The sequence below is a fragment of the Synechococcus sp. BMK-MC-1 genome (assembly GCF_014279955.1).
Lineage (GTDB): Bacteria > Cyanobacteriota > Cyanobacteriia > PCC-6307 > Cyanobiaceae > Synechococcus_C.
Genome location: NZ_CP047939.1, coordinates 1,708,576 through 1,734,032 on the forward strand (window position 1 = coordinate 1,708,576; position 25,457 = coordinate 1,734,032).

The 25,457-nt window shown below is 62.9% G+C and carries 24 protein-coding genes, 3 tRNA genes, 1 other RNA gene and 1 pseudogene; 17 read left to right on the forward strand and 12 right to left on the reverse strand.

The window, feature by feature from the left end; genetic code table 11:
• Window positions 1–12: 12 nt before the first annotated feature.
• The 4 genes from lpdA to SynBMKMC1_RS09555 all read right to left on the reverse strand — a co-directional run bounded on the left by lpdA (window position 13) and on the right by SynBMKMC1_RS09555 (window position 2,703).
• Window positions 13–1,461, reverse strand: coding sequence for a dihydrolipoyl dehydrogenase (lpdA, locus tag SynBMKMC1_RS09540; protein WP_186471556.1), 1,449 nt, complete (start codon window positions 1,459–1,461; stop codon window positions 13–15).
• On the reverse strand, window positions 1,458–2,333 hold the full coding sequence (locus tag SynBMKMC1_RS09545) for an RNA methyltransferase (protein WP_186471557.1): 876 nt from the start codon (window positions 2,331–2,333) through the stop codon (window positions 1,458–1,460). Before SynBMKMC1_RS09545 ends, lpdA begins: the two co-directional genes overlap by 4 nt.
• A 1-nt stretch (window position 2,334) precedes the next feature.
• Window positions 2,335–2,583, reverse strand: coding sequence for a hypothetical protein (locus tag SynBMKMC1_RS09550; RefSeq protein WP_186471558.1), 249 nt, complete (start codon window positions 2,581–2,583; stop codon window positions 2,335–2,337).
• Window positions 2,584–2,619: 36 nt separating this feature from the next.
• A tRNA-Leu gene (locus SynBMKMC1_RS09555) sits at window positions 2,620–2,703 on the reverse strand.
• Window positions 2,704–2,850: 147 nt separating this feature from the next.
• On the opposite strand from SynBMKMC1_RS09555, the gene murA reads away from it, so the two are divergent.
• The 5 genes from murA (at window position 2,851) to SynBMKMC1_RS09580 (ending at window position 7,359) form a co-directional block, all read left to right on the forward strand.
• A complete protein-coding gene (gene murA, locus SynBMKMC1_RS09560; RefSeq protein ID WP_186471559.1) occupies window positions 2,851–4,149 on the forward strand; it encodes a UDP-N-acetylglucosamine 1-carboxyvinyltransferase in 1,299 nt (432 codons plus the stop codon).
• A 38-nt stretch (window positions 4,150–4,187) separates the two neighbouring features.
• Window positions 4,188–4,269, forward strand: a tRNA-Leu gene (locus SynBMKMC1_RS09565).
• Between the two features lie 81 nt (window positions 4,270–4,350).
• Window positions 4,351–5,571 carry an aspartate aminotransferase family protein gene (locus tag SynBMKMC1_RS09570; protein WP_186471560.1) on the forward strand — a complete coding sequence of 407 codons (1,221 nt, stop codon included), beginning with the start codon at window positions 4,351–4,353 and terminating at the stop codon, window positions 5,569–5,571.
• Window positions 5,568–6,812, forward strand: coding sequence for a folylpolyglutamate synthase/dihydrofolate synthase family protein (locus SynBMKMC1_RS09575; protein WP_186471561.1), 1,245 nt, complete (start codon window positions 5,568–5,570; stop codon window positions 6,810–6,812). Before SynBMKMC1_RS09570 ends, SynBMKMC1_RS09575 begins: the two co-directional genes overlap by 4 nt.
• A 22-nt stretch (window positions 6,813–6,834) precedes the next feature.
• The gene (locus SynBMKMC1_RS09580) at window positions 6,835–7,359 is read left to right on the forward strand and encodes a pentapeptide repeat-containing protein (protein ID WP_011933647.1); all 525 of its coding nucleotides are present in this window, start codon (window positions 6,835–6,837) and stop codon (window positions 7,357–7,359) included.
• Here SynBMKMC1_RS09580 and SynBMKMC1_RS09585 read toward each other — a convergent pair.
• Genes SynBMKMC1_RS09585 through SynBMKMC1_RS09595 form a run of 3 tightly spaced genes read right to left on the reverse strand, consistent with a single transcriptional unit; the run spans window position 7,349 to window position 10,317 of the window.
• On the reverse strand, window positions 7,349–8,680 hold the full coding sequence (locus SynBMKMC1_RS09585; protein WP_186473413.1) for an FAD-binding oxidoreductase: 1,332 nt from the start codon (window positions 8,678–8,680) through the stop codon (window positions 7,349–7,351). The genes SynBMKMC1_RS09580 and SynBMKMC1_RS09585 overlap by 11 nt on opposite strands.
• Window positions 8,681–8,707: 27 nt before the next feature.
• Window positions 8,708–9,937, reverse strand: coding sequence for an amidohydrolase family protein (locus SynBMKMC1_RS09590; protein ID WP_186471562.1), 1,230 nt, complete (start codon window positions 9,935–9,937; stop codon window positions 8,708–8,710).
• Window positions 9,934–10,317, reverse strand: coding sequence for a DUF4359 domain-containing protein (locus SynBMKMC1_RS09595; protein WP_041428631.1), 384 nt, complete (start codon window positions 10,315–10,317; stop codon window positions 9,934–9,936). The genes SynBMKMC1_RS09590 and SynBMKMC1_RS09595 overlap by 4 nt, the downstream gene beginning before the upstream one ends.
• Before the next feature lie 88 nt (window positions 10,318–10,405).
• Between SynBMKMC1_RS09595 and SynBMKMC1_RS09600 the strand changes: the two genes are divergently transcribed.
• Window positions 10,406–10,478 (forward strand) — tRNA-His (locus tag SynBMKMC1_RS09600).
• Window positions 10,479–10,493: 15 nt separating this feature from the next.
• On the opposite strand, the gene SynBMKMC1_RS09605 is transcribed toward SynBMKMC1_RS09600, so the two are convergent.
• Complete coding sequence (locus SynBMKMC1_RS09605) at window positions 10,494–11,555, reverse strand: DUF1611 domain-containing protein (protein WP_186471563.1); 1,062 nt, start codon at window positions 11,553–11,555, stop codon at window positions 10,494–10,496.
• Window positions 11,555–12,637, reverse strand: coding sequence for a dipeptide epimerase (locus tag SynBMKMC1_RS09610; RefSeq protein ID WP_186471564.1), 1,083 nt, complete (start codon window positions 12,635–12,637; stop codon window positions 11,555–11,557). Before SynBMKMC1_RS09610 ends, SynBMKMC1_RS09605 begins: the two co-directional genes overlap by 1 nt.
• A gap of 127 nt (window positions 12,638–12,764) precedes the next feature.
• Here SynBMKMC1_RS09610 and miaB point away from each other — a divergent pair, with 127 nt between their 5' ends.
• From miaB to ftsZ, 5 genes are all read left to right on the forward strand, one after another.
• Entirely contained in the window at window positions 12,765–14,129 is a 1,365-nt protein-coding gene (gene miaB / locus SynBMKMC1_RS09615; protein ID WP_186473414.1) for a tRNA (N6-isopentenyl adenosine(37)-C2)-methylthiotransferase MiaB, read from the forward strand.
• Between the two features lie 38 nt (window positions 14,130–14,167).
• Window positions 14,168–15,229: a D-alanine--D-alanine ligase family protein gene (locus SynBMKMC1_RS09620; protein WP_186471565.1), complete on the forward strand. Its 1,062-nt coding sequence runs from the start codon at window positions 14,168–14,170 to the stop codon at window positions 15,227–15,229.
• Between the two features lie 25 nt (window positions 15,230–15,254).
• On the forward strand, window positions 15,255–15,665 hold the full coding sequence (locus SynBMKMC1_RS09625) for a hypothetical protein (RefSeq protein WP_041428633.1): 411 nt from the start codon (window positions 15,255–15,257) through the stop codon (window positions 15,663–15,665).
• The gene (locus tag SynBMKMC1_RS09630; protein ID WP_186471566.1) at window positions 15,665–16,516 is read left to right on the forward strand and encodes a cell division protein FtsQ/DivIB; all 852 of its coding nucleotides are present in this window, start codon (window positions 15,665–15,667) and stop codon (window positions 16,514–16,516) included. Before SynBMKMC1_RS09625 ends, SynBMKMC1_RS09630 begins: the two co-directional genes overlap by 1 nt.
• Window positions 16,517–16,589: 73 nt before the next feature.
• A complete protein-coding gene (ftsZ, locus tag SynBMKMC1_RS09635; protein WP_186471567.1) occupies window positions 16,590–17,744 on the forward strand; it encodes a cell division protein FtsZ in 1,155 nt (384 codons plus the stop codon).
• Between the two features lie 50 nt (window positions 17,745–17,794).
• Here ftsZ and ffs read toward each other — a convergent pair.
• Window positions 17,795–17,891: signal recognition particle sRNA small type (ffs, locus tag SynBMKMC1_RS09640), an RNA gene on the reverse strand.
• Between the two features lie 44 nt (window positions 17,892–17,935).
• Here ffs and panB point away from each other — a divergent pair.
• On the forward strand, window positions 17,936–18,754 hold the full coding sequence (gene panB, locus SynBMKMC1_RS09645; protein WP_186471568.1) for a 3-methyl-2-oxobutanoate hydroxymethyltransferase: 819 nt from the start codon (window positions 17,936–17,938) through the stop codon (window positions 18,752–18,754).
• On the opposite strand, the pseudogene SynBMKMC1_RS09650 reads toward panB, so the two are convergent.
• A pseudogene (locus SynBMKMC1_RS09650) lies at window positions 18,636–19,928 on the reverse strand (coproporphyrinogen-III oxidase family protein); the annotation flags it as partial. The gene panB and the pseudogene SynBMKMC1_RS09650 overlap by 119 nt on opposite strands.
• Before the next feature lie 71 nt (window positions 19,929–19,999).
• On the opposite strand from SynBMKMC1_RS09650, the gene SynBMKMC1_RS09655 reads away from it, so the two are divergent.
• From SynBMKMC1_RS09655 to cbiB, 5 genes are read left to right on the forward strand one after another with little or no spacing between them, the layout of a single operon-like run.
• On the forward strand, window positions 20,000–21,154 hold the full coding sequence (locus SynBMKMC1_RS09655; RefSeq protein ID WP_041428892.1) for a PIN/TRAM domain-containing protein: 1,155 nt from the start codon (window positions 20,000–20,002) through the stop codon (window positions 21,152–21,154).
• Between the two features lie 30 nt (window positions 21,155–21,184).
• Window positions 21,185–21,856, forward strand: a complete 672-nt coding sequence (locus tag SynBMKMC1_RS09660; RefSeq protein WP_011933661.1) for an ATP-dependent Clp protease proteolytic subunit — start codon at window positions 21,185–21,187, stop codon at window positions 21,854–21,856.
• 45 nt (window positions 21,857–21,901) lie between these two features.
• Complete coding sequence (locus tag SynBMKMC1_RS09665) at window positions 21,902–22,504, forward strand: ATP-dependent Clp protease proteolytic subunit (protein WP_186471569.1); 603 nt, start codon at window positions 21,902–21,904, stop codon at window positions 22,502–22,504.
• Window positions 22,505–22,560: 56 nt separating this feature from the next.
• On the forward strand, window positions 22,561–23,556 hold the full coding sequence (ilvC, locus tag SynBMKMC1_RS09670) for a ketol-acid reductoisomerase (protein ID WP_186471570.1): 996 nt from the start codon (window positions 22,561–22,563) through the stop codon (window positions 23,554–23,556).
• Between the two features lie 28 nt (window positions 23,557–23,584).
• Window positions 23,585–24,580, forward strand: coding sequence for an adenosylcobinamide-phosphate synthase CbiB (cbiB, locus tag SynBMKMC1_RS09675; protein ID WP_186471571.1), 996 nt, complete (start codon window positions 23,585–23,587; stop codon window positions 24,578–24,580).
• A 15-nt stretch (window positions 24,581–24,595) separates the two neighbouring features.
• On the opposite strand, the gene SynBMKMC1_RS09680 is transcribed toward cbiB, so the two are convergent.
• Window positions 24,596–25,354: a sugar transferase gene (locus tag SynBMKMC1_RS09680; RefSeq protein WP_186473415.1), complete on the reverse strand. Its 759-nt coding sequence runs from the start codon at window positions 25,352–25,354 to the stop codon at window positions 24,596–24,598.
• Window positions 25,355–25,457: the final 103 nt, after the last annotated feature.

The window sequence follows — 25,457 nt, forward strand, 5'->3', positions numbered from 1 at the left end:
GAACGAAAGGAATCAGGCAGGTGTGAGAAGGGAGGCTGCCGCCTGCTTGTAAGCCACCTCCACAACCTCACTGAGGGTGGGATGGGTATGCACTTCGGTGGAGAGCTGACGCACGCTCTGGCGACGGGCCACGGCATTCGCCACCTCTTGGATCAGATCGGCGGCATGCAGGCCATAGATGTGGGCTCCCAGCACCTCTCCAGAGGCCTTGTTGAACAGAAGCTTCATCAGACCGTCGCTGTCGAGTTCAGCGAGCGCTTTGGAGTTGGCCTTGAAGTAACTGCGCACCACCCCCAGCTCAAATCCCTGATCAGCCGCCAACTGCTTGGCATCGGCTTCACTGAGGCCCACCGAACTGATCTCTGGATGGGTGAAGGTGGCAGCAGGAATGCTGCGGTAATCGATCTCGCGGCTGTGGCCAAGAATGTTGTCGATCGCCACCGTCCCCTGCGCCGCAGCCGTGTGCGCCAGCATCAGTTTGCCGGTGACATCACCAACAGCCCAAAGGTGGGGGACCGGCTGCCCGTTGGCCAGCACCTGCATGCGGTCATTGATCGGCACAAAGCCGCGTTGGGTTTCCACACCGAGCTTGTCCAGGTTGAGGTTGCGGCTGCTCGGAACCCGGCCAGTGGCCACCAGCACGGCATCCACCTCGAGGGTCTCCACAGGCTCACGGGTCTTCATGTCGACCAGATCGATCTGAACCGGAGCTCCGGGTTTGATCGATTGGGCCAGCACCCCGGATCGCGCATCAATGTCGCGTCCGTCAATCAAATGACGTGCCGCGATGCGGGTGATGTCGGGATCAAAGGTCGGCATCACCCGATCCAATGCCTCGATCATCGTGACCTCGCAGCCGAGAGCCGTGTATACGTCGGCGAATTCCAGGCCGATATAGCCACTGCCGATGATGGCGAGCCAGCGCGGCAGCCACTCCAGGCTGACGGCCTCATCGCTGGTGAACACGCTGCGACCATCGGTCTCGATCCCGGGCGGAACGAAGGGATCCGATCCTGTGGCCAGGATCACGTCCTTGCCGGTGATCACACGGTCCACGCCACTGATTTCCCTCACGCCCACGGCCTGAGCCGACTCCAGACGCCCCTGACCGCGAATGATCGTCACCCCAGCCCTTTCCAGGGTTTTGGTGAGGTTTCCGCGAATCGTGGCGACCAGTTGATTGGCGTGATCCGCAATTTTCTGGCGCTCGAAGCGCACCGGGGCGGCATGGATTCCGAAACCGGCCAGATGGTCGGCATCGGCCAGCTCGCGCACACGGCCTGAAGCGGCGAGCAGAGCCTTGGAGGGAACACAGCCGCGGTTCACGCAGGTTCCGCCCATGTCGCGCGACTCGATGATCGCCACCTTCAGGCCATGGTCAGCAGCATGCTTCGCTGCATCGAAACCGCCATAACCGGCACCGATCACGATCACATCGAAGTCGAAACTGGCGTCGCTCACCCGGACTGCTGCATGGGAGCCGTCATTGTCGCCCGTCGGCGTTCCAAGAGCAGGGGAACGGCTGCAGCTGCCACATTCAATGACTCCACTTTGCGGCCGTGAGGGAGGGTGACGCCATGGCTGCAGCAGCCCAGCAGCTGAGGATGCAAGCCAGCCCCCTCATTACCGAGCACCAGCACGGTGGGGCGACACCAGTCCAATTGCCAATAGGGCTGCACCGGGAGACCGGCTGCTGCATCCGGCACAAGGGTGGCCACCACCTGCAGTCCCCTGGCTCTCGCGTCCTTCAGGGCAGTGGCCAGTTGTTCAACGCCCTGGGCATCCGTGGGGCCGAAGCGTCGGTAGGGCAGTGAAAGGAGTGCACCGGCAGCGGAGCGCACCACCTTCGAGCCCAGCGGATCAGCTCCGGCCCCCATCCAGACCTGCTCGACATCGGCTGCCAGAGCTGTTCTCAGCAGGGTTCCCACATTGCCAGGATCCTGCAGGCGATCGAGAGCAAGAACAAAATTTGGGAGGGGACCTGCGGCAGGCAAAGACTTGAGCGGCCAGAGACAGGCGACTCCGTCGGGGTGCACGGTGGTCAGAGCAGCTCCGAGCGCTTCGGGCGTCATCAACTGCACCTGAACCGGTCCAGGCAACTGGGCCAGCAAGTCCCGATGGCGCTGAAGCCACAGCGGCGTGGCCAGAACCGCCAGGGGATCGGTCCACGCCTCGCCCTGGGCGAGCAGCTCCTGCACCTGATGCGTTCCCTCGAGCAACACGCACTGCTCGCTCTCCCTTCCGGCCTTGCTTTGCAACGCCCGAATGCGTTTGATCAGGGGATTGCGCCGACTCGAAATCGGCGCACCCTCAGCCCCTGCAATCACTGGCACGTCAGAAGCTGGTGTGCTTCCGCACCTTCATGCCTTCGTGAATCGCCAGATCTGATCCATCAATATCCAAACCATTGACAGCAGCGATCTCACCTTTCAGTCCTTCGGCGGCGAGATTCTCAACCATTTTTTTGATCACCTGATCTTCAACCGCAGACACATCAACGGAATCGGGAGTTAAAAACTCAAGGAACTTGCCAACCTTCGCCGCCACTACCTCAGAAGAGTTGGAAATCTTCAGTACGATCATGGTCAGCAGTTAGAGGCTCTAGCTCTAACAACATAGTGCGGATGGGGAGACTTGAACTCCCACGACATTGCTGCCACTAGTACCTGAAACTAGCGCGTCTACCAATTCCGCCACATCCGCTGGCGTGTGTCGCGTAGGCGACCAAATGACCATAGGTCATCGAAGGGCCACCTCTCCCGGCGTGATCAAGCCAGTTTGAGCGCCGGCCGTCTAGACGGTCTCAGGCGATCTCGTCAAGATAGGGCGACTTCCGCAAGAAAGCGAGGAATGACGACCGCGGCGCCTCCGTCTCAGGACATTCTCAAGCCGCACCTCGCAATCGATGGTGGACACAGTCTTCAGGGAGAGCTGAAGGTCAGTGGAGCCAAGAACTCAGCCCTGGTGTTGATGACGGCCTCCCTGCTCACGGCTGAACGTCTCACTCTCCACAACGTTCCACCCCTCACCGACATCGACGGGATGGAAGACATCCTGGTGTCCCTTGGAGCGAAGGTTCATCGCCGCTCAGAAACTGTCGAACTCGAGGCGTCCCATCTCACCAGCGCCGAACCCCCCTACGACCTGGTGAATGGGCTGAGGGCCAGCTTTTTTGCGATTGGTTCCATCCTCGCCCGGATGGGGTATGCCAAGGTGCCCCTCCCTGGTGGCTGCCGCATCGGCGCACGGCCTGTGGTGGAGCACATCCGCGGTTTGAAAGCCTTGGGCGCATCGGTCTCCGTGGAGCACGGTGTCGTCACAGCGGCCGTTCCCGGCGAGGGCAAGCGGCTCAAAGGGGCGTCCATCGTGTTGGACTGCCCGAGCGTGGGCGCCACGGAAACAATCCTGATGGCCGCGACTCTGGCCGAAGGCACCAGCGTGATTGAAAACGCTGCTCAGGAGCCTGAGGTTCAGGATCTTGCCAACCTCCTCAATGCCATGGGGGCGCGCATCACCGGCGCGGGTGGTCCCACAATCACGATTCACGGGGTGGAGGCCTTGCACGGGTGTGAGTACTCCGTGATTCCTGATCGCATCGAGGCTGGAACCTTTCTGCTCGCAGCGGCCATCACCCGTTCCCGGCTGCGGGTTGCACCGGTTGTGCCCGAGCATCTGAATGCTGTGCTGCAGAAACTGCGGGACTGTGGCTGTGAACTTGAGATCGACGGGGACGGCATCACGATCACCCCTGGAACGATCAAGGGCGTGGACATCACCACCCAGCCCTTCCCCGGTTTTCCCACGGATCTACAGGCTCCCTTCATGGCGCTGCTGGCCACGGCCTCTGGCACGAGCGTGATCACCGAGAAGATCTACGAAAACAGGATGCAACACGTGGCCGAGCTGCAGAGGATGGGCGCAGCCATCCGCATCCAGGGGAGCACCGCCATTGTTGAGGGTGTCCCGAGCCTCAGTGCTGCCCCAGTGAACGGCACGGATCTCAGGGCAGCGGCTGCCATGGTTCTTGCAGGCCTCGTAGCTCGAGGCAGCAGCCAGGTGAGTGGCCTTAACCATCTCGATCGGGGTTATGCCGGAATCGAAGCCAAACTGCGTGCCTGCGGTGCGGTGCTCGAACGGCACCTGCCCTGACCAGAGGGCACGGGGTGGTCGCTTAGGGTTATGAACGGGGGAGCGTGCCGGAATTGGTAGACGGACTCGACTCAAAATCGAGCGCCTTCGGGCATGTGGGTTCAAGTCCCACCGCTCCTACTTCACCTCCAGCGAATCGCACCGGGCGCTGAGAGACTGATCTGCTCAATCTCCCGAACGGAGTACCGACCGCACAGCGTCATGGTGGAGCCCAAGGCTGATTCGATGTCCACAGCGGTGATGGGCACCTACAACCGCTTTCCCTTGTCCCTCGTGAAGGGGCGGGGTTGCTGGGTGTGGGATGACCAGAACCGTCGCCACCTCGATGCCGTTGCAGGAATTGCCACCTGCACCCTCGGGCACAGCGATCGCGTCCTGCGGCGTGCCCTCACCCGTCAGCTGCGCACGCTGCAGCACGTGTCCAATCTCTACCAAATTCCCGAACAGGAACAACTGGCGCAGTGGCTAGTGGCCAACAGCTGCGCGGACAGCGTGTTCTTCTGCAATTCAGGTGCCGAAGCCAACGAAGCCGCCATCAAACTGGCCCGCAAGCACGGCCACCAGCGCCGCGGAATCGACCGGCCCGTCATCATCACGGCGTCGGCCAGTTTTCATGGCCGAACGCTGGCGGCCGTAAGTGCCACCGGTCAACCGCGGTATCACCAAGGGTTTGAACCCATGGTAGAAGGATTCGAATTCTTCCCCTACAACGACGGCGACGCCTTTGAGCAGCTGCTGATGCAGCTGGAGCACAACGGCCCGAAGGTGGCGGCTGTTCTGATCGAGCCACTTCAAGGCGAAGGCGGTGTGAATCCAGGCGATCCCGCTGTGATGCAGCGCATCCGCAAACTCTGCAGCGAGCGCGACATCCTGCTGATCTTCGATGAGGTGCAGGTGGGCATGGGCCGCACCGGCACGCTCTGGGGCTACCAACAACTCGGTGTCACACCGGATGCTCTCACCCTGGCCAAAGGGCTTGGCGGTGGACACGTGATCGGCGCCCTGCTGGTGAGTGAGCACGCTGATGTGTTCGAACCCGGTGATCACGCCAGCACCTTTGGAGGCAATCCCTTCGCCTGCCGTGCGGGTCTCACGGTGGCCAGCGAACTGCAGCGCCGCGACTTACTGAAGAACGTCCAGATGCGGGGACAGCAATTGCAGGACGGTCTGAATCACCTCGTGGAGCGCTATCCCGACCACCTGGCGGGATGCCGTGGCTGGGGACTGCTGCAGGGTTTGGTTCTTCGCGACACCTGCGGATATTCAGCCGCCGATGTGGTGAAGGCCGCCCTTGAAGAGCAACTGCTGCTGGTGCCTGCCGGCGCCGCGGTGGTGCGCATGGTGCCCCCCCTGGTGATTGGACCGAGGGAAATCCAGAGCTTGCTGACCCGACTGGATCGGGCTCTCCAGCATCTGATGTGAATCCACTCCAGCCTGGATCCAGCCGAGATGATCTGGGTGATCTGCTGCCGCGCTTCGATCTCCGGGGGATGGACCTCTCCCTCCAGCGCATGCAGGAGGCCCTGAAGGAACTGCAGCATCCGGCAGCGGCGGTCCCCGCAGTGCAAGTGGTGGGGACCAATGGCAAGGGATCCATCGCCTGCTTCATTCATCACGGCCTGATCGCCGCGGGACTGCGCTCAGGCCTCACCGTCTCGCCCCACCTGCTGAGCTGGTGCGAACGCATCCGCGTGAACGACCAACTGATCACCATCGAGGAGCTGCGCAGCCTGCTGCAGGGACTGCAGCCGGTGGTGACCACCTGCCGGCTCACCCCCTTCGAACAGCTGATCTGTGCAGCCCTGGTGCACTTTGAAGCCCAACGCCCCGACTGGTTGGTGCTGGAGGCCGGTCTGGGAGGCCGGCTGGATGCCACCACAGCCCATCCCCATCGCCCCCTGATCGCGATCGGTGCCATCGGCCTGGACCACAGGGAACATCTCGGAACCACCCTGGAGGCGATCGCAACCGAGAAAGCCGCGGCCATTCCTCCAGGAAGCCATGTGGTGAGTGCGGCACAGCTCCCGGAGGTGCAGCGCGTGCTGGAGCGCACGGCTGCAGCTGTGAACGCCAGTTTGCGCTGGGTGGAACCGCTCGCCAACGATTGGACGCTCGGGCTGCCCGGAGAACTGCAGCGCAGCAATGCCGCCGTGGCCAGAGCTGCTCTGGAATGGATCGGTGGCGATGCCAGCGAGAGCATCAGCGTCGCTGCCATGCGCAAGGGCTTTGCGGCAGCGCGCTGGCCAGGCCGACTTCAGTGGATGCAATGGCAGGGCCGGCGCCTGCGCGTTGATGGAGCCCACAATCCGCCCGCTGCCGCCGCCTTGGCCCAGGAGCGTTGCCGCTGGAGAGCTGCCGATCAAGCGCAGAGCTGGGTGCTGGCGATCCAGGCCCACAAACAGGCCCCGGCCATGCTCAAGCACCTGCTTCAGCCCAAGGATCAGGCCTGGATCATTCCCGTTCCCGAGCACCGCAGCTGGAGCTTGGAGCAGCTGCAGCATGCCGCTCCGGAGCTCGCCCACCAGCTCAGGGGCGCCGCCAATGCCACAGAGGCCTTCCACCAACTCGAACACGACGGCTGGCCCCAGGCAGCCCCGGTGGTGGCTGGTTCGTTGTACCTGATCGGTCATCTGCTTGAGACGCATCAGCTGCAGGCAGAGTGAACCGATGCCGAGCCCGTCGTTCATGCCCTCGCTGCTGAAACTCATCACCGCCATCACCCTGGTGATCGCTGTCCTGTGCGATCCCGCCATGGCGCTGGACACCTCAGCCGGGGTTGGCCTTCAGGACAGAGCCTTGTTTCAGGAACGGGTGGACTACACCTTGACCAATCAAAACGGCGTTGATTTTCATAATCAGGCCCTCAGCAACACCTCTTTTGCCGGCGCGGCGGGCAAGGGCGCTGATTTCAGCGGGGCCAATCTGCAGGGGGCCATCTTCACCCAGGGTGCCTTTGCCGATGCCAACTTCCATGGCGCCGACCTCAGTGATGCCCTCATGGATCGTGCGGATTTCACCGGAACGGACCTGCGAGATGCCGTCTTGATCGGGGTGATCGCTTCCGGAAGCAGCTTTGCCGGCGCTCAGGTGGATGGAGCTGATTTCAGCGACGCCCTGCTGGACCGGGATGACCAGCGCAGGCTCTGCCAGGAGGCCGAAGGTGTGAACCCCACCACCGGCGTGCTCACCCGCGACAGCCTCAGCTGCTGAATCCGCCGAGCTTCCCGGGGTTGAGCAGACCTGCTGGATCCAAGCGTTGCTTTGCGGCCACCTGATCGCCATCCACAACGCCGAGCCCTCCGCCCTCCACGGTGAGCACGTGCGGGTTGAAAATCAGCGCCCCAAGGTCGCGGCACTGTTGCATCAAACGCTCCAACGCATCCGCCCCGCGCCAGCGCACGAGTGGCAGGGCCGCAAGCCGCTGAACACCCTGCTGTCGCACAGCTTCCAGGTGAATGAGCACATCCCCGCCCCAGGTTTGCTTCAGCGCATGGAGGCAGTCCAGTTCCGGTTGGGGAAGCAGCATCTGCAGGTAAGTCCAGTCGGGGTCGTGGTGGCGCAGATGCAGGGTGGTGTGGTTCCAGGTCAGCTCCCGCAGGCCATGGCCGGCATGGTGCTGTTCCGCCTCAGAAAAGACCACGGCCGCACCACAGTCGGCCGCCAACTGCTCCACCGTGCTCACCGCATCAGGAGCCACCAGCAGGAGCACACGATCCGCTTTTGTCTCCGGGATATCCCAGGCCGGTAACTGAGCCACCACGTCAGCTTCCAGCACGGTGCAGAGGTGGAGATCCAACGCTGATCCGCAGCAGCGTTGCGCCAGCTCCACAGCGGATGGCCAGTCAACGCAGTCGATCACCATTTCCTGCCAAGCAACCGCAGGGGCGGTGGCGAGCGTGAGTGCGGTGATGATCCCGTTGGTCCCGTAGGCGTGATTCAGCGCCTCCGCCTCGGCGGCCTCCAACTGGAGGCGTTTGGGCTCCGGCTCCATCGTCACCACCTCAAGACCGAGCAGGTGACCTGGATCGCGCAGAAACCCCCAGCGCACCGAACCGATTCCGCCGGAGCCGCCGGCGATGAAGCCGCCGATCGTGGCACTGCGCCAGGTACTGGGCAACAGGCGCAGCTGACGGCCATGCCCTCGCAGCATCTGATCGAGATCTTTGAGGAGACAGCCGCATTCCACCGTGACGACGCCGGTGGTCGCCTCAATCCTGCGAACCGCACGCAGACGTCCCATCAGCATCACCACCCCTCCCTCGAGGGGGACGCTCTGTCCGTAGTTGCCGGTGCCGGCGCCCCTGAGGGTGAGCGCAATGCCATGACGACAGCACGCCGCAGCCACAGCGGCCACAGCCTCCACCGTGTCTGGGCGCACAACCAGCGCAGCCCGACAGGACGCCAGCCGCTCCCGCAACACCGGTGAGTAGTCGTAAGCGTCTTTGGAGTAGCGATCCAGATCTTCGGGCCGCTCAAGCAGGGTGAGATCTGGCACCGCCGCCAGTTCCGCACGCAACATCTCAGGAACCATGGACGTCACGATCAAGGGAACGCACGTTCAATCCTGGACCCAGACGCCACCCGCCAGCACCTGGCGCTGGGGAGGAGCCGAGAGCAGTTCGGGCCAGCCACCGGTGGGCACATGGATCAGATCCGCAGGAGCACCTGGGCGAAAGACTCCATCCCAAGCCAAGTCCAGCAAACGGGCGGCATCCATGCTGAACGGAGCCATCCCCTCGTCATCCCAGGGAGCCAGCTGAGCCAGGGGAACACCCATGGCCATCAAGGCCAGGGGGTCCAGGTTCCCGCCTGGAAACCAGGGATCCTGCACGTTGTCTCCCCCCACGGCCACACACACACCGCAATCACGCAACTGGCGAATCGGAGCGAGGGGCCGTTGCAGTGGTGTGGCCTGCCCGCGACGCCCGAGCAGCCATCCATTGGTGAGTGGCAGAGCCACCACCCGTAACTGATGCTCTGCCATCTGCACCCCCAAACGCCGCAGGGAGGCTGGATTCAGCAGCGAAAGGCTGCTGGCATGGCTGCAGGTGATCGGCACCGACACCGTCATCGTGCGCAGGACCCGCAGCAGTTGCCGAACCCCGGCCGCAGGATGCTCTGAGGCCTCATCGATGTGCAGATCAACGGGGCAGCCATGGCGCTCCGCCAGTGCCAGAAGCCGTCGCAGCGCCTGGCGGGGGGCCCTGCCCCGACAAGGTGGTTCGATCACACCACCGATCACGCCTCCGGCCGCTGCAACCTGGGAGGCCAGATGCTCTCCCTCCGGTGTGGACCAATGGGCGATGGGTACGAGCGCCACCAGCTGGAGATCAATGCGCCCCTTCCAGCGCTGACGCGCGCTTGTCAGCACCTCCCAGCTGCAGGCGGCCCCTGGCCCCAAACTGTCGATATGCGAGCGAATGGCCCGCAGGCCATGACGCCAGGCCAAGGCCAGCGCTCGCTCACTGCGCTCATGAACCCGCTCAGCCGTGCGCGTGCGATGTTCGCGCATGTTGGCGTCCATCGCTCCGGCGTACGTCCCTGTTGGATTTGGGAAGTCGGACCAGGAGAAGGCCTTATCGAGATGGGCATGGGGCTCGACCAGGCGGGGCAGCACCAGGCCCTGGGCGTCGGCGACAGGCAAGACGGAGGTGATTCGGCCCTCCAGCCAACGCAGCTCTACGGACAGCAGGCCGTCGGCAGGCCGCTCTGCTGCTACGCCAGCAGGCCAATCAACAAGGCTGACCGGGCAGCGGCTGCGCAGAGATCCAGCGGCTTGCCCACTCATTCCAAGTCTCCAGAATCCGACTGGGTCTGCAGGACCAAAAACCGACCCGCGACCCCCAAGGTCGTGACGGAGTAGCGGGGAAGACGCAAGGTGGGCAGCAGGTCCTGTCCCCCCACCGTGGTCACAAAGACACTGGCCACGCCCAGATTCCAACGCCGTGTGAACTGGTTGGCCAGCGACGCCAGCGCAGCCTCCTGATCGGCGATCAAGCGGGGGCAGTCTTTAATCCAGAGCTGCAGCACCAAGGGGAGCGTGCGCTGCGAGCAAAGCTCGTCGGTCGCCAGACCGACCAGCTGGGTGCCGGCATGAGCGCCGTACTCCTCCTTGGTGGGGTTGGTGACAGCCAAGGCGGTCACGCTTCCACCAAGCAAGAGCGCCATGGCAATCGCAGTGGCCGGAGACCAGCGCCGATGGACGGAGGACGTACGCAGGGCCTGGGGGGCGGATTGGTAGATTCTTACCGACGCGGCGGGCGTCGCCAAGTGGTTAAGGCAGCGGCTTGTGGCGCCGCTATTCGGGGGTTCGAATCCCCTCGCTCGCCCTTTCATTCCATGGTTCATGAAGCCAACAGGGCTTTGAGCAGAGCATCAGCTCCCTGTCGGATCGGATCAACACAAGGCAGCGACAACGTTTCGCTGAGTTCTGCGCTGGAACGCTCACACTCCGCATCGCTCAGGTGTGCGGTGTTCAGGGCCACCGCTCGCACCCTGGGTGGAGGTCCTGCGTCTTGCGGACGACCGATCGACGCAAGCCCCTCACAAAGCTGAATGAGATCCCCCAAGGGAGGAAGGGCAATCTCCGGCAGACGATGAATGCAGCTCTGCTGGGCGCGATGCACCAGCAAAAGGGCTGTGGGCTGGCTGCCGCGCAGAAGGGGCAGGGTGGCCGTCGAACCGGGATGGCAGAGCGATCCCTGCCCTTCCACCAGCACCAGCCCCGTGTCAGGCAGCGTTGAGGCGGCATCCATCACCGCAGCTTCCACCGCTCCAGCGGCGTAATCCACCCGTACCGCATCCAAGGGAACACCGCTGCCGCTGATCAGGATCCCGGCCTGGCCGGTGCCCACAAAAGCTGAGCACACGCCGGCGCGGAGCGCCGCCTCATGCACCGCCAGGCAAGCACTCATCTTGCCCACGGCCATGTCGGTGCCAACGGCCAGCACGCGCTTGCAGGGCAACGCGGCAGCCCTGGCCTGCGCAACCCTCAGTCCCTTGGGCTCACAGCGGAGATCCCAGATCCAGCGTCCAGGCCGAATCGCCGCACTGAGCTCCGGATCATCCGCCAGGTGGGTATGCAACCCACTGGCCACCGACAGGCCCGCCTTGAGAGCCTGCAACACATCCGACCGCAGCGCCTCCGGCAGCACCCCACCGGAGGGAGCGAGGCCCACCACGGCCACAGACGGTCGAAAGGGGAGAGCCTCAGCCAGATCCTTCACCACAGGAACAGACCTGGAAATCCCGGTCACCGTCTCCAAGCACTGGCCAGCATGGTCTGGATCAATCACCGCAACGATCGGTCCGCGTCGATGCCGCAACATCGCCAACCCGGTTTTGCCGGTGAGGCTGTTGAGACCGGCGTGCTGAAGCAGCACCACGGGATCCTGATCAGCCAGCATCAGGAGGCCTCCAGCGGTGCAACGCCCAATCCGCATCCGTGCGGAGGCAGAAGTTGATCCCCCTTGAGCGGCAATCCGCTGTAAGGGTCATCCACCAGATTGAGGTGACTGTCGAGGTCAGGCCAGCGGATGCAAGGCAGCAACTGCGCTGCAGCGGCATTCAGCAACGTGCTGTCGGAATAGCAGCCCACCATCAGATCCAGATCAAGCCGCTCTGCCACCTGGGCCATCAGCCAGGCCTCCGTGAGACCACCGGTCTTGAGCAGCTTGAGATTGACGCCATCCACATGGGGAGCCAAGCGCAGCAGATCCTTGAGATCCCAACAGCTTTCATCGGCCACCAAGGGCAGATTGCAGAACGGACGCAGCGCTGCAAATCCCTGCAGATCCTCCTCGGGATCAAGACGAGCGGGCAGAGGTTGCTCGAGCAACACCACCCCCGCCTGCTCCAGGTCCACCTGCATCGCCTTGGCCTGCTCCAGCGTCCAGCCTCCGTTGGCATCCACCTGAAGTTCGTGGGCCACGGCCATCCGCTGAGAGCGCTCGTCCAGGGCGATGGCCACGGCCTGCAACAGGGCGCGGTCATGCTCGAGCCCCTCCGGACTGCCGAGCTTGAGCTTGATTCGGGTGGCCGGCATCTGACGCCACCAGCGCTGAAGGCGCTCCAGAACCTTCTCAACAGAGGCCAGACCAAGGGTGACGCTCGTGGCCACCCCCCTGGTGCCATCCAACGCAAACAGTTTCCAGATCGGTTGCCCCAGCTGCCGACCCCACCAGTCCCAGAGGGCCAGATCCACAGCACACCGTGCCGGCGGAGACAGGGGGGCCAGCCAAGGTTCGATGGAATGACGGTCCTCAGGGTTCAAGGACTCCAAGGTGGGCAACAGAGCCTGGAGTTCAGCCTCGATGGCCTCCAGCGCATAGGCGCGATGGCCCGTATCCAGCCCGCCGGTTTCGCCGAACCCCACAGTTCCGCCATGGTTTAGGCGAAGTTCCAGGCGTTCCACGACAGACGTGGTTCCCCTGCTGATCGCCAGAGGGACCGCCTTGGTGAGCGGAAATCGACGCAGACTCCAGCCCATGGCCCGAGAGCACCAATCCACAAGCTGGCACAGCACCGCCGTATCCGACACTGAAAGCAGCGTTCGACACCGCCGATCCTTTGGACGGCTCTCTGCCTTGACCGTGACCGCCTCGCCCACCACCGCAATGCTGCCGAGCCGGGAGCGTGGCAGCTACTGGATCACCACCTTCGGCTGCCAGATGAACAAGGCCGATTCCGAGCGCATGGCTGGGATTCTTGAATCCATGGGCTACCGAGAAGCGAGTGCCGAGCTGGATGCCGATCTAGTGCTCTACAACACGTGCAGCATCCGCGATAACGCGGAGCAGAAGGTGTACAGCTACCTGGGACGCCAGGCGCAACGCAAACGCACGAATCCGAATCTCACTTTGGTGGTGGCAGGCTGTGTGGCGCAGCAGGAAGGTGAATCGCTGCTCAGGCGGGTGCCGGAGCTCGACCTGGTGATGGGGCCCCAACACGCCAACCGCCTCGAAACGCTTCTGCAGCAAGTGGACAGCGGCCAGCAAGTGGTGGCCACCGAAGAGCACCACATTCTTGAAGACATCACCACCGCCCGGCGCGACAGCAGCATCTGCGGCTGGGTGAATGTGATTTACGGCTGCAACGAGCGCTGCACCTACTGCGTGGTTCCTTCTGTTCGCGGCAAGGAGCAGTCACGGCTTCCAGACGCCATCAAGCTTGAGATGGAGGGGCTCGCGGCCCAGGGCTTCAAGGAGATCACCCTGTTGGGGCAGAACATCGACGCCTATGGGCGCGATCTGCTAGGCATCACCCCCGAAGGACGCCGCCAGCACACCCTCACCGATCTGCTCCATCACGTCCACGACGTGGAGGGCCTGGAGCGGATCCGCTTTGCCACCAGTCATCCCCGCTATTTCACCGATCGACTGATCGATGCCTGCGCCGACCTGCCCAAACTCTGCGAGCACTTCCACATCCCCTTTCAAAGCGGTGATAACGATGTGCTGAGGGCCATGGCCCGGGGCTACACCGTGGAGCGCTACAGGCGCATCATCGACAGAATCCGCGAGCGCATGCCCGATGCCTCGTTGAGCGCCGATGTGATCGTGGCCTTCCCGGGTGAAACCGATGCCCAATACAGGCGCACCCTGGCCCTGATCGAAGAGATCGGCTTCGACCAAGTGAACACGGCCGCCTATTCACCGCGGCCCAACACCCCTGCCGCCGATTGGGACAACCAGCTGCCTGAAGACATCAAAGTGGAGCGTCTCAGGGAAATCAATGCCCTGGTGGAACGCTGCGCGCGGGAACGCAACGGGCGCTATGCCGGCCGCGTGGAAGAGGTGCTGGCTGAAGGCATCAACCCCAAAGATCCCTCCCAGTTGATGGGTCGCACCCGCACCAACAGACTCACCTTCTTCAGTGCAACCGGAGCTGACGGCCGGCGGTATCAGGCCGGTGATCTGGTGAACGTGCACATCGATGCCGTGCGTTCCTTCTCCCTCAGTGGCACTCCTCTGAACTGCTGATACGTTGCGGGGCAACCCGACGCACCGACACCGCTCCCATGCCGACATCCCTTCTCCGCGTTGGCGTGGTGTTCGGAGGAGCATCCGGCGAACATGCCGTGTCGATCCGATCGGCCCGCACGGTGATCGAGGCGTTCAGCGCCCCGGAGAATCAGGAGCGGTTCGCCGTGATTCCGCATTACATCGATCGCGAGGGTCGCTGGTGGGGCCCGGCGGTGGCCGAACGTGCACTGGAGCAGAACAAGGCCCTCGACGCCCATCAGCTCCCCCAGCCTCTGCCTGCTCCGGGACTGCGTCACTGGCCGGTGGATCCCGACAGCGTGCACCTCTGGTACCCAGTGCTGCACGGTCCCAACGGTGAAGACGGAACGGTGCAGGGTCTGTTCACGCTGATGAACAAACCCTTCGTGGGCTCCGGGGTGCTCGGGTCGGCAGTGGGAATGGACAAACTGGCGATGAAGGCCGCCTTTGCTGCTGCTGGTCTGTCCCAGGTTCCCTACATGGGCCTGACTGCCGCCGACCTGGAGGATCCGGAGCGACTGGAGCAGCTGCTGACCCGCGTGGAGCAGGAGCTGGGTTACCCCTGTTTCGTCAAGCCCGCCAACCTGGGTTCATCGGTGGGCATCACCAAAGCGAGTAACAGAGATGAGCTGCTGGCGGGCTTGCACCAGGCGGCCGCACTCGACCCCAGGCTGCTCGTTGAACAGGGCGTGAACGCCAGAGAACTGGAATGTGCCGTGTTGGGGCGTCGGCATCTGCGGGCCTCCGTGGTGGGGGAGATTCGCTTTGACGCCGATTGGTACGACTATGAGACCAAGTACACCGAGGGGCGCAGTCACACGCTGATTCCCGCGCCTCTCCCAGCCTCGGTGAGCCAGCAGATCCAGGCCATGGCCATCCGGGCTTGCCATGCCGTGCATGCCTTTGGCCAGGCCCGCGTGGACGTGTTCTACGACGAAACCTCGGGCGAGATCTGGCTCAATGAAATCAACACCCTGCCGGGCTTCACCTCCCAGAGCATGTATCCCACGCTCTGGGCCGCCTCAGGTATCCCATTGCCGCAATTGGTGGCAGAGCTGGTCGATACGGCGCAAGAATGAATCGATTGATGCTGGTGACGCGGCGATGATGCACGGACTGCTCTGGCTTCCACTGCTTCTGGTGTTCGTGTTGCTGGCCGCCTTGGGTTGGCTCGAACGTCGCAGGCAGTCCCTGTTCAGGCAATGGAGTCAGTCGTCGGAGCTGGCCAAACTCGATGGTTGCGGAGCAGCCCGCCTCAAGGAGGGTGAACTCAGCTGGAGCAGTTTTCACGCCGGAAGTTTCCGAGAAGAGGGTCGGTTTGTGATCAAGACCCTGGAACTGGTTGAGCTGATGTCGCTGGCCTCGGGAGACACACCGCTCTCGGATGAATCCCAGGGCCAATGCCGTCTGCGTTTGATCGGAGAAGGGCAACAGATGGACGTTCCTTTCTCGGATGCAGAACGGGCCCGTCGCTGGATGGAACAGCTGATGGCCAAGGCCCGCTGTGACCTCTGATGCCCCGCAGTCAGACCCAATCCAGCCAGCGTCGGGCATCGAAGTCTGCAGGACCGCTGCCTCCAAGCGTTGAACGTCGCAGGCGCCTGCGGCAAGAGCGACGGCGAGACCAGTTGATTCAGGCCTGGAGAATCATTGTTTTCAGCGGATCCGCCTCTGCTTTGAGCTGGATTCTCCTCAGTGCTGGCTGGACGCTGCGCTCCATCGACCAACTCCAAGTCGTTGGCAGTGATCGCCTCGGCCCTGGCAACGTCGCCAAAGCCGCAGGGCTGCGGTTTCCACTTCCGCTGCTGTCGTTGAAACCGAGCACGCTCGAACGTCGCCTGATGGCTGAACTACCCGTGCAGTCGGTGACCGTGCAACGGCGGTTGCTGCCGCCAGGCTTGGAGGTGGAACTGCAAGATCGCCGCCCGATCGCCGCCGCCACGCGACGGGGAGCGGGGGGAACGGAGCAGGGCATGGTGGATCGCGACGGGCGCTGGATGCCCCTGACCGTGGCGCGCCAGGGCGAGGCACCGACCAGTGCTGTACGCGTGCTGGGCTGGATCCCAAGCCGGCGCTCAACCATTGCCAAGCTGCTCGAGCAAAGAGATCAACTCGGCAGCCCCTTGCAGGTGATCCACATCGCTCCCGATGGTGATCTCAGCCTGCGCACAACCTCCCTCGGCCTCGTGAAACTCGGCTCCAACGGAGCCTTGCTGGACCAACAGCTCAACACCGTGGTGCAATTGACGCGCAGTCTTCCGGCCCAGCTGCGTGGTCAGAACGACACCAGCATTGATCTTTCAGATCCAAGCAAGCCCGAGCTGCAATTGCCGGCCAAAGCAGCCAAGAAAGCGAGCGAATCCTGACCACCGGTTGCGCTCTCGCCCAAGGAAACCGAGTGTGTTCAGACCTTCAGCGATCGTCACGCGCAGGGACATAATGCACTCGCAGCTCAACGGGTCAGCACGAACCATGGAGATGGTGAACGGTCAGATGTCGTCGTCTCCAGCGGTCGAAGGGATTCTTCCCAGTCAGTCAGCCCGGATTGAGGTGATCGGCGTGGGCGGTGGTGGCAGCAATGCCGTCAATCGCATGATCATGAGTGACCTCGAGGGTGTCGCCTATCGCGTGCTGAACACGGATGCCCAAGCTCTGATCCAGTCATCCGCGGAACACCGGGTTCAACTTGGTCAAACCCTCACCAGGGGCCTGGGCGCTGGTGGCAATCCCAACATCGGTCAGAAAGCGGCTGAGGAATCCCGCGCCGATCTCCAGCAAGCCATCCAGGGTGCTGACCTGGTGTTCATCGCTGCCGGAATGGGCGGAGGAACCGGCACCGGAGCGGCTCCCGTTGTTGCTGAGGTCGCCAAGGAAAGTGGCGCTCTCACCGTTGGCATTGTCACCAAACCGTTTGGTTTCGAGGGTCGCCGGCGCATGCGTCAGGCCGATGAGGGAATTGCACGCCTGGCAGAGCACGTGGACACCCTGATTGTGATCCCCAATGACAGGCTCAGGGATGCGATCGCAGGTGCTCCTCTTCAGGAAGCGTTTCGCAGCGCGGACGATGTGCTGCGGATGGGCGTGAAGGGAATCAGCGACATCATCACCTGCCCAGGACTTGTGAATGTGGATTTCGCCGACGTGCGTTCGGTGATGACCGAAGCCGGCACAGCCCTGCTTGGCATCGGCGTTGGATCAGGACGCTCCCGGGCCATCGAAGCGGCCCAGACCGCGATCAACAGCCCACTGCTTGAGGCAGCTCGGATCGATGGCTCCAAGGGATGCGTGATCAACATCAGCGGCGGTCGTGACATGACCCTCGAGGACATGACCAGTGCGTCCGAAGTGATCTACGACGTGGTGGATCCCGAAGCCAACATCATCGTGGGTGCTGTGGTGGATGAGGCTCTCGAAGGGGAGATTCACGTGACTGTGATTGCCACGGGGTTCGAGAACGGTCAGCCGTATCGCAGCGAACGCAGCATTCCTCAGGCCGCACCCTCTGCGTATGCATCCCCTGAACCCTCGGATGCTGGGGCCAGGATTCCCGAGTTTCTGCGGCAGCGCCAATCCCGTCAGGATCCAACTGACTGACGTTGAGCCACTGCAGAGCTCGCACAACGGCTCTGCAGTGCTTGAAAAGGGGTGACCCGGAATCCACGCCTGTCCCGAGCATCCCGTGTGGCTGCTGCCTTCCGGATCTGACCAGGTTTGGGCGTCTGAACCGCATGGGTCCGAGTCACTTCGGATGTTAGCAATGGACTCCCGCTGCCTAGAGGAAGAGGTTGAGAGCCTCGGATCTGATCCGGTTCAAACAATCCGGCCGCACCATCACGATGCTCACGGCCTGGGATGCCCTGAGCGCTTCTGTCGTTGAAGAAGCCGGTGCTGACATCGTGCTGGTGGGCGACTCTCTGGCCATGGTGAGCCTTGGGCACGCCACCACCTTGCCCGTGACCCTTGAGCAGATGCTGCTCCACACCCAGGCGGTCTGCCGTGGCTTGAGCAAGCCCCCCTCTGAGCAGCCGTTGGTGATCACCGATCTGCCTTTTCTCAGCTACCAGTGCGGTCTCGACCGTGCCGTGGCCGCTGCAGGACACCTGCTCAAGCATTCATGCGCAGGCGGCGTGAAGCTGGAAGGCGCCGAGCCGGAAGTGGTGCAGGTGATCGAGCGGCTGGTGCGCATGGGGATTCCTGTGATGGGCCACCTCGGGCTGACCCCCCAATCGGTGCATCAACTGGGGTACCGCCGCCAGGCGAAGGATCCCGTGAGCCAGGAACGATTACGGCTCCAGGCTTCGGAACTGGAGAAGGCCGGTTGCTTTGCGCTGGTTCTGGAGCACGTGCCCGAAGCCCTGGCTGGTCACCTGCGGCGAGACCTGGCGATCCCTGTGATCGGAATCGGTGCCGGGCAGAACTGTGATGGCCAGGTCAGCGTGACCGCTGACCTGCTGGGGCTCACCCCCCGGCAACCGCCCTTCAGTCCTGCCCGCCTGGAGGGGAGGACTCTGGGCATTGAGGCGCTTCGCTCCTGGCTGGAGGACCAGCGTCAGCCGGCAGCTGATCCCACCACTGCACAACCTCCACCAGGATCTGATTGCTGAGAGCCATTCCCAGGGGGTCCGTGAGTCGCCAGCGATGCCCCCGTTTCACCATCAAGCCTTGAGTGAGGAACTCCTGGCAACGCTGTTCCAGATCAGGAAGATGCACGGCACAGCGCTGGGCACTCCAGCCACTCGCCAGGGCCTGCTGCAGCAAATCCACCCCCTCCCGGCGGCGTAGCCCCACCAACAGCCGGTCTTCGAGGCTGAGCGGCTGCGCGCTCTCCCGCAGCAGCGAAGTATGGGGCCCTTCCTGTTGTTGCTGCTCGAGCCACAGGGCATAGGCCTCGCGGGTGCGCGGCCTGGCGAATCGCTCACCCCAGGGGGCACTGGTGGCGCCCAGGCCAAAGGCCCACCACCCCGCACCACTCCAGTACACGCGGTTGTGGCGCGAGGCATGCCCCGGCCAGGAGTAATTGGAAATCTCGTAGCGGCAGTACCCCGCCTCGAAAAGACGCTGCGTCGTGAAGGCGATTCGATCGGCGGCACCGTCCTCATCGGGAAGCCTGAGCGTGCCCTGCTGCTCGCGCCTGGCGAACACGGTGCCAGGCTCAATGCTGAGGTCGTAGATCGAAAGATGGGGCGCCTGCAGCGCCACGGCCTCCGAAAGGGTTGCTGCCCAGGCCGCATCATCCTGATCGGGGAGATTGCGGATCAGATCCAGGCTCCAGCTGCGTAGACGTCCCTCTTGCAGAAAGCGCTGCATCCAGCGGCAGGCCTCCAGCACATCCTTGCGGCGATGCCGGCGCCCCAGAGCAGCGAGCACACCATCATCGAAACTCTGCCCACCAAGACTCACCCGGTTCACACCGTGGCGAACCAGGGCCGAAAGGTCGTCGAGCGCGAAGCTGGCTGGATCCATCTCCAATGTGACCTCCGCCCCTTGTTGCAGGCCGAAGCGGTCAGTCAGGGCCGCGAGCAGGCCTCCCACCTGATCCGCCGTCAGCAGGGACGGGGTGCCGCCACCGATGTACACCGTGGCCAGGGGGGGACCCGCTGGCGACAGGCGGATCTCCTGAAGAATGCTGTCGAGGTAGAGCGCAATGGATCCGCTGCCAGGACCATCCAGCGCTTGCACGCGATCACCAAGCGGGACGACTGCGAAATCGCAGTAGAAACAGCGGCGATGGCAAAAAGGAATATGGAGATAGGCGCTTCGGGGCGCGGGTGCGGACATCATCCCGAGCCAAACGGTCGACGATGATGCATGCTGCCTTCAAACGGGGTGAGCAGCCGGGATCCAACACGATGGTTGAAGCGCTCATTCTCCTTCTCTTTCTGATCTCCGGTTCAGCCACAGGCTGGATGGGCGTGCATCTGCTGCCCCAGGAGCTTCTCGACGACGTGAACGCCCAGGGGGTTCGCCTTGGCCTGACGGCTGCTGGTGCGGGCATCGGCATCGTGGCGGGGCTCGTGTTCCGGAGGCTGCGGCAGCAGCTGATGCGGCAAGTGCGCACCATGCCCACCGACCTGCTCGTGAGCCGGGCCGTGGGACTGATCTTGGGGCTGCTGGTGGCCAACCTGCTGCTGGCGCCGATTCTGTTGTTGCCCCTGGCGGGGGCCAGCTCCCTGGTCAAACCCCTGGCCGCCATTCTCAGCAACGGATTCTTCGGTGTGCTGGGGTACAACCTGGCTGAGGTGCATGGACGCACCCTGCTGCGGTTCTTCAACCCAACGTCCACCGAAGCCCTGCTGGTGGCCGATGGCGTTCTCACACCGGCAACAGCCAAGATCCTCGACACCAGCGTGATCATCGATGGGCGCATCCGCGGAATGATCGGCTGCGGCCTGCTGGAGGGAAAAGTGATCGTGGCCCAGACCGTGATCGATGAGATGCAGCAGCTGGCCGACTCCAACAACTTGGAGAAGCGCGGGAAAGGTCGCCGCGGCCTCAAGTTGCTCAATGAATTGCGCGAGGCCTACGAGCGTCGCCTCGTGATCAACACCACGCGCTACGACGGCGCCGGTACCGATGACCGGCTGCTCCAGCTCACCGAAGACACCGGCGGCACTCTGGTGACCGCTGATTTCAACCTGGCCCAGGTGGCCCGCTTGAAAGAGCTGAAGGTGATGAACCTCAGTGAACTCGTGATCGCCCTGCGTCCTGAAGTACAGCCAGGCGATGAACTCAATCTCAAAATCGTGCGCGAGGGCAAGGCCGATGACCAGGGAGTGGCCTACCTGGAGGACGGCACGATGGTGGTGGTCGAAAATGCCCGTTCAGCGATTGGAGAACGCCGTCCTGTGGTGATCACCGGCGCTCTCCAGAATCCGAGCGGGCGCATGGTGTTTGCCCGTCTCGATCAGGACCGGGCCCCAACCGTGGTCGGCAAAGAAAGCAAGGCGTCCAAACCACCGCGCAAGCTCAAAAGCAACGAGCGTCCAACGTCGGAATCCCGCTAGGCTCCTGCCACGACAGGAGATGAGAAGCGGATGACCACGTCAGCCCCGTATTACGGCGATTCGTCGGTGATGAGAACACCGCCACCGGATCTTCCCTCCTTGCTGCTCAAGGAACGGATCGTCTATCTCGGTCTTCCTCTGTTTTCAGACGACGACACCAAGCGTCAGGTGGGGATCGATGTCACCGAATTGATCATCGCCCAACTCCTTTATCTGGAGTTCGACAACCCCGACAAACCGATCTACTTCTATATCAACTCCACGGGAACGAGCTGGTACACGGGTGATGCCATCGGTTTTGAAACCGAAGCGTTCGCGATCTGCGACACCCTTCGCTACGTGAAACCTCCCGTCCACACCATCTGCATTGGCCAGGCGATGGGAACAGCCGCTGTGATCCTTTCAGCCGGCACCAAAGGGCAGCGCGCCGCTCTTCCCCATGCCTCGATCGTGCTGCACCAACCTCGCAGCGGCGCCCGCGGCCAAGCCACCGACATCCAGATCCGCGCCCAAGAGGTTCTCCACAACAAGCGCGCCATGCTGGAAATTCTCTCCACCAACACGGGACGCTCCGTGGAAGAGCTCTCGAAGGATTCCGATCGCATGAGCTATCTCACGCCTGAGCAAGCCAAGGAGTACGGGCTGATCGACCGCGTCCTCACCAGTCGCAAGGATCTGCCGGCGCCGGTTCCCGCAGCCTGACCTCGTTCACGATCAACTTTTTCCACCCGTCATCCCCCAGGAACCATGCCCATCGGAACTCCAAGCGTCCCTTACCGTCTTCCCGGCAGCCAGATGGAGCGCTGGGTCGACATCTACACCCGTTTGGGAGTGGAGAGGATTCTGTTTCTCGGCTCGGAAGTGAACGACGCCGTCGCCAACAGCCTGGTGGCTCAGATGCTGTACCTCGACTCTGAAGACAGCGGCAAGCCGATTTACCTCTACATCAATTCCCCTGGTGGCTCGGTAACCGCAGGCCTGGCCATCTACGACACCATGAAATACGTCAAGAGTGACGTGGTCACGATTTGCGTGGGCCTAGCCGCCTCGATGGGTGCCTTTCTTCTCGCAGCCGGCACCAAAGGCAAGCGCCTGGCGCTTCCCCACAGCCGGATCATGATCCATCAACCCCTGGGCGGCACCGCCCAACGCCAAGCCAGCGATATCGAGATTGAAGCCCAAGAGATCCTGCGCATGAAAGAAATGCTCAACCGCTCCATGGCGGAGATGAGCGGCCAGAGCTTCGAGAAAATCGAGAAAGACACTGACCGTGACTACTTTCTGAGCAGCCAGGAAGCCATGGACTACGGCCTGATCGACCGCGTGATCGCCCACCCGAACGAGGCCTGAGCCAACCGGCGCTTGCGTAAGCTCAGTCGTTACCAAGCTCCACAACCACCGTCCGGATGGCTCAGCTTTTCTACGACACCGATGCCGATCTCTCGCTGCTCAGCGGCAAGACGGTGGCCATCGTCGGCTATGGCTCCCAGGGTCATGCCCACGCCCTCAACCTCAAGGACAGCGGCGTTGACGTGGTGGTGGGTCTGTATGAAGGCAGCCGCTCCGCTGAGAAAGCCAAGGCCGATGGCCTCGAGGTGCTCTCTGTGGCGGAGGCTGCAGAACGAGCCGACTGGATCATGGTGCTGCTGCCCGATGAGTTCCAGAAGGACGTTTACGCCAAGGAAATCGCACCGCATCTGAAAGCGGGCAAGGTGCTGAGCTTCGCCCATGGCTTCAACATCCGCTTCGGACTCATCAAGCCGCCTGCCGACGTTGATGTGGTGATGATCGCCCCCAAAGGTCCGGGCCACACCGTTCGCTGGGAATACCAGAACGGCCAGGGCGTGCCCGCCCTGTTCGCGATCGAGCAAGACGCCTCCGGCAACGCCCGTGGGCTGGCCATGGCCTACGCCAAAGGAATCGGTGGCACCCGAGCCGGAATCCTGGAGACCAACTTCAAAGAGGAAACCGAGACCGACCTGTTCGGTGAACAGGCTGTGCTCTGCGGCGGTCTTTCCGAACTGGTGAAAGCAGGTTTCGAAACCCTGGTGGAAGCCGGGTACCAGCCCGAGCTGGCTTACTTCGAATGCCTGCATGAGGTGAAGCTGATCGTGGATCTGATGGTGAAAGGCGGCCTTTCGGCCATGCGTGACTCCATCTCCAACACCGCCGAATACGGCGACTACGTCAGCGGTCCGCGCCTGATCACGGCCGACACCAAGGCGGAAATGAAGCGCATCCTCGGCGACATCCAGGACGGCACCTTCGCCAAGAACTTCGTGGCGGAATGCGAAGCCGGCAAGCCAGAGATGAACAAGATCCGCGAACAGGACCGTCACCACAAGATCGAGGACGTGGGCAAGGGACTGCGGTCGATGTTCAGCTGGTTGAAAGCGTCCTGAGACGGGGACCATTCAGTCCGCTTATCTGGTGATCGCCGCGGCCGGTTTCGACTGGTTGATCGGTGATCCCCTTTGGTCACCCCATCCAGTGGTCTGGATGGGGAGGGCCATCCACTGGCTCAGGCAACGGCTAGAGCCCTGGGCGAGAGACCGTCCCAGGGCACTGCGCTTGAGTGGTGGTCTGATCACGGCGGCCCTGGTGTTGACCAGCGCAAGCGCTGGTTGGCTGATCGAGCGTCTTTGGCTGCAATCCAGCGGACTGTGGCAGTGGGCTGCCGGTGTGATCCTGATCGTGGCCCTCGCCAGTGCGCTGGCGGCACGAAGCCTTCACGACAGCGTCATGGCCGTGGTCAAGGCCCTCCCAGCCAAGGGCGATGAAGAGCCGACCCTGGCCCGGGAGCGGCTGAGCTGGATTGTGGGCCGTGAGACGAAGCAGCTCAGCGGCAATGAGATTTTGCGAGCAGCTGCGGAGACGGCCAGTGAAAATGCCGTGGATGGCGTCTTCGCGCCCTTGTTTTGGATGCTCGTGGGCGTGGCCCTGTGGAGCGCAGGCTGGCTGCAAAGTCCTGGCCCCCTCGCCCTGGCATGGGGGTTCAAGGCCAGCAGCACCCTCGACTCCATGCTGGGCTACAGGCGCGGGAGATTGCGCTGGCTGGGAACCGCAGGCGCCCGTTTGGACGATGCCCTCACCTGGCTGCCCTGCCGGCTGGTGATGGTGACGCTGCCGTTGATCAGCCGCAGCTGGTGGTTCTGGCCCTCATTGGTGCGAGCAGCGGAACGGGATGGCGCTGCAGATCCTTCACCCAATGCCGGACGATCGGAAGCGATCTACGCCCACTGCGCCGGGGTTGAGATGGGGGGCTGGAACCGCTATGGAGACACCTGGATCGAGAAACCCCTGCTCGGCGCTGGGGGAGCACAGGCCGACCCACGCGGCGTGCGAACCATCCTGTCGCTCTCAGCACGGCTGGAATGGATGTGGCTGGCGGCAGCAGCAGGGCTGAGCCTGCTCACGCGGCACTAACGCAGCGCATGGGGATCAATACGCCCCGCGGTCCATCGGCAGCAACAGCACACCGAACGTGCGCAGGATGATGGCGCAATCAAGCAGGAAGGAACGACCTCGGGCATAGGCCAGATCCAAGCGAACCCTCTTGGCATAACTGAGGTTATTGCGCCCGCTCACCTGCCAAAGCCCCGTCAAGCCTGGACGGACAGCCAGCACTTCATCCATGTAATCGGAATAACGCTCAATCTCCTTGTCAACGATCGGCCTCGGACCCACCACACTCATTTCCCCACGCAACACATTGAGGAACTGGGGAAGTTCATCAAGACTTGATCGCCTGAGAAACCGGCCAATCGGTGTAATCCGCGGATCGTTCCGGAGCTTGAAGTCACGCTCGAACTCAGCACGCATGGCTGGCGATCGCTCCAGCACCTGCGCCAGCACAGCATCCGCATCGGCTCGCATGGTGCGGAATTTGAGGCAGCCGAAGCGCCGGTAGCCGCGGCCAACGCGTTTCTGCACATAAAACACCGGCCCCGGAGAGCTGAGTTTCACCAGCGCTGCCAAGACGCCGAACAGCGGGGCACCCACCGCAAGAACCGCGAGTGAAAAAAGCACATCACCGCTGCGTTTGAGCGTGCGCCCCACGCGGCTTTGACGGCGCACGAGGGTGAGCGCCGTCAGGCTCGAGGGAGGCGCGGAAATCAGCTCCAGATGCCGACGCGATGCACGACGCCTGAGCCCGGAAGCCGAAGTCTTCAACACAGATCGCCCTGATGCGCTGAGCAATCCCTGTCCCTCCTGTCTCATCCCAATCAACCGCAACGCCAATGATCCGTCAGCACTTCAGGGTCAGTAGCTGCAACGGCACAGAAGCAAAGCCCAGGCTGCA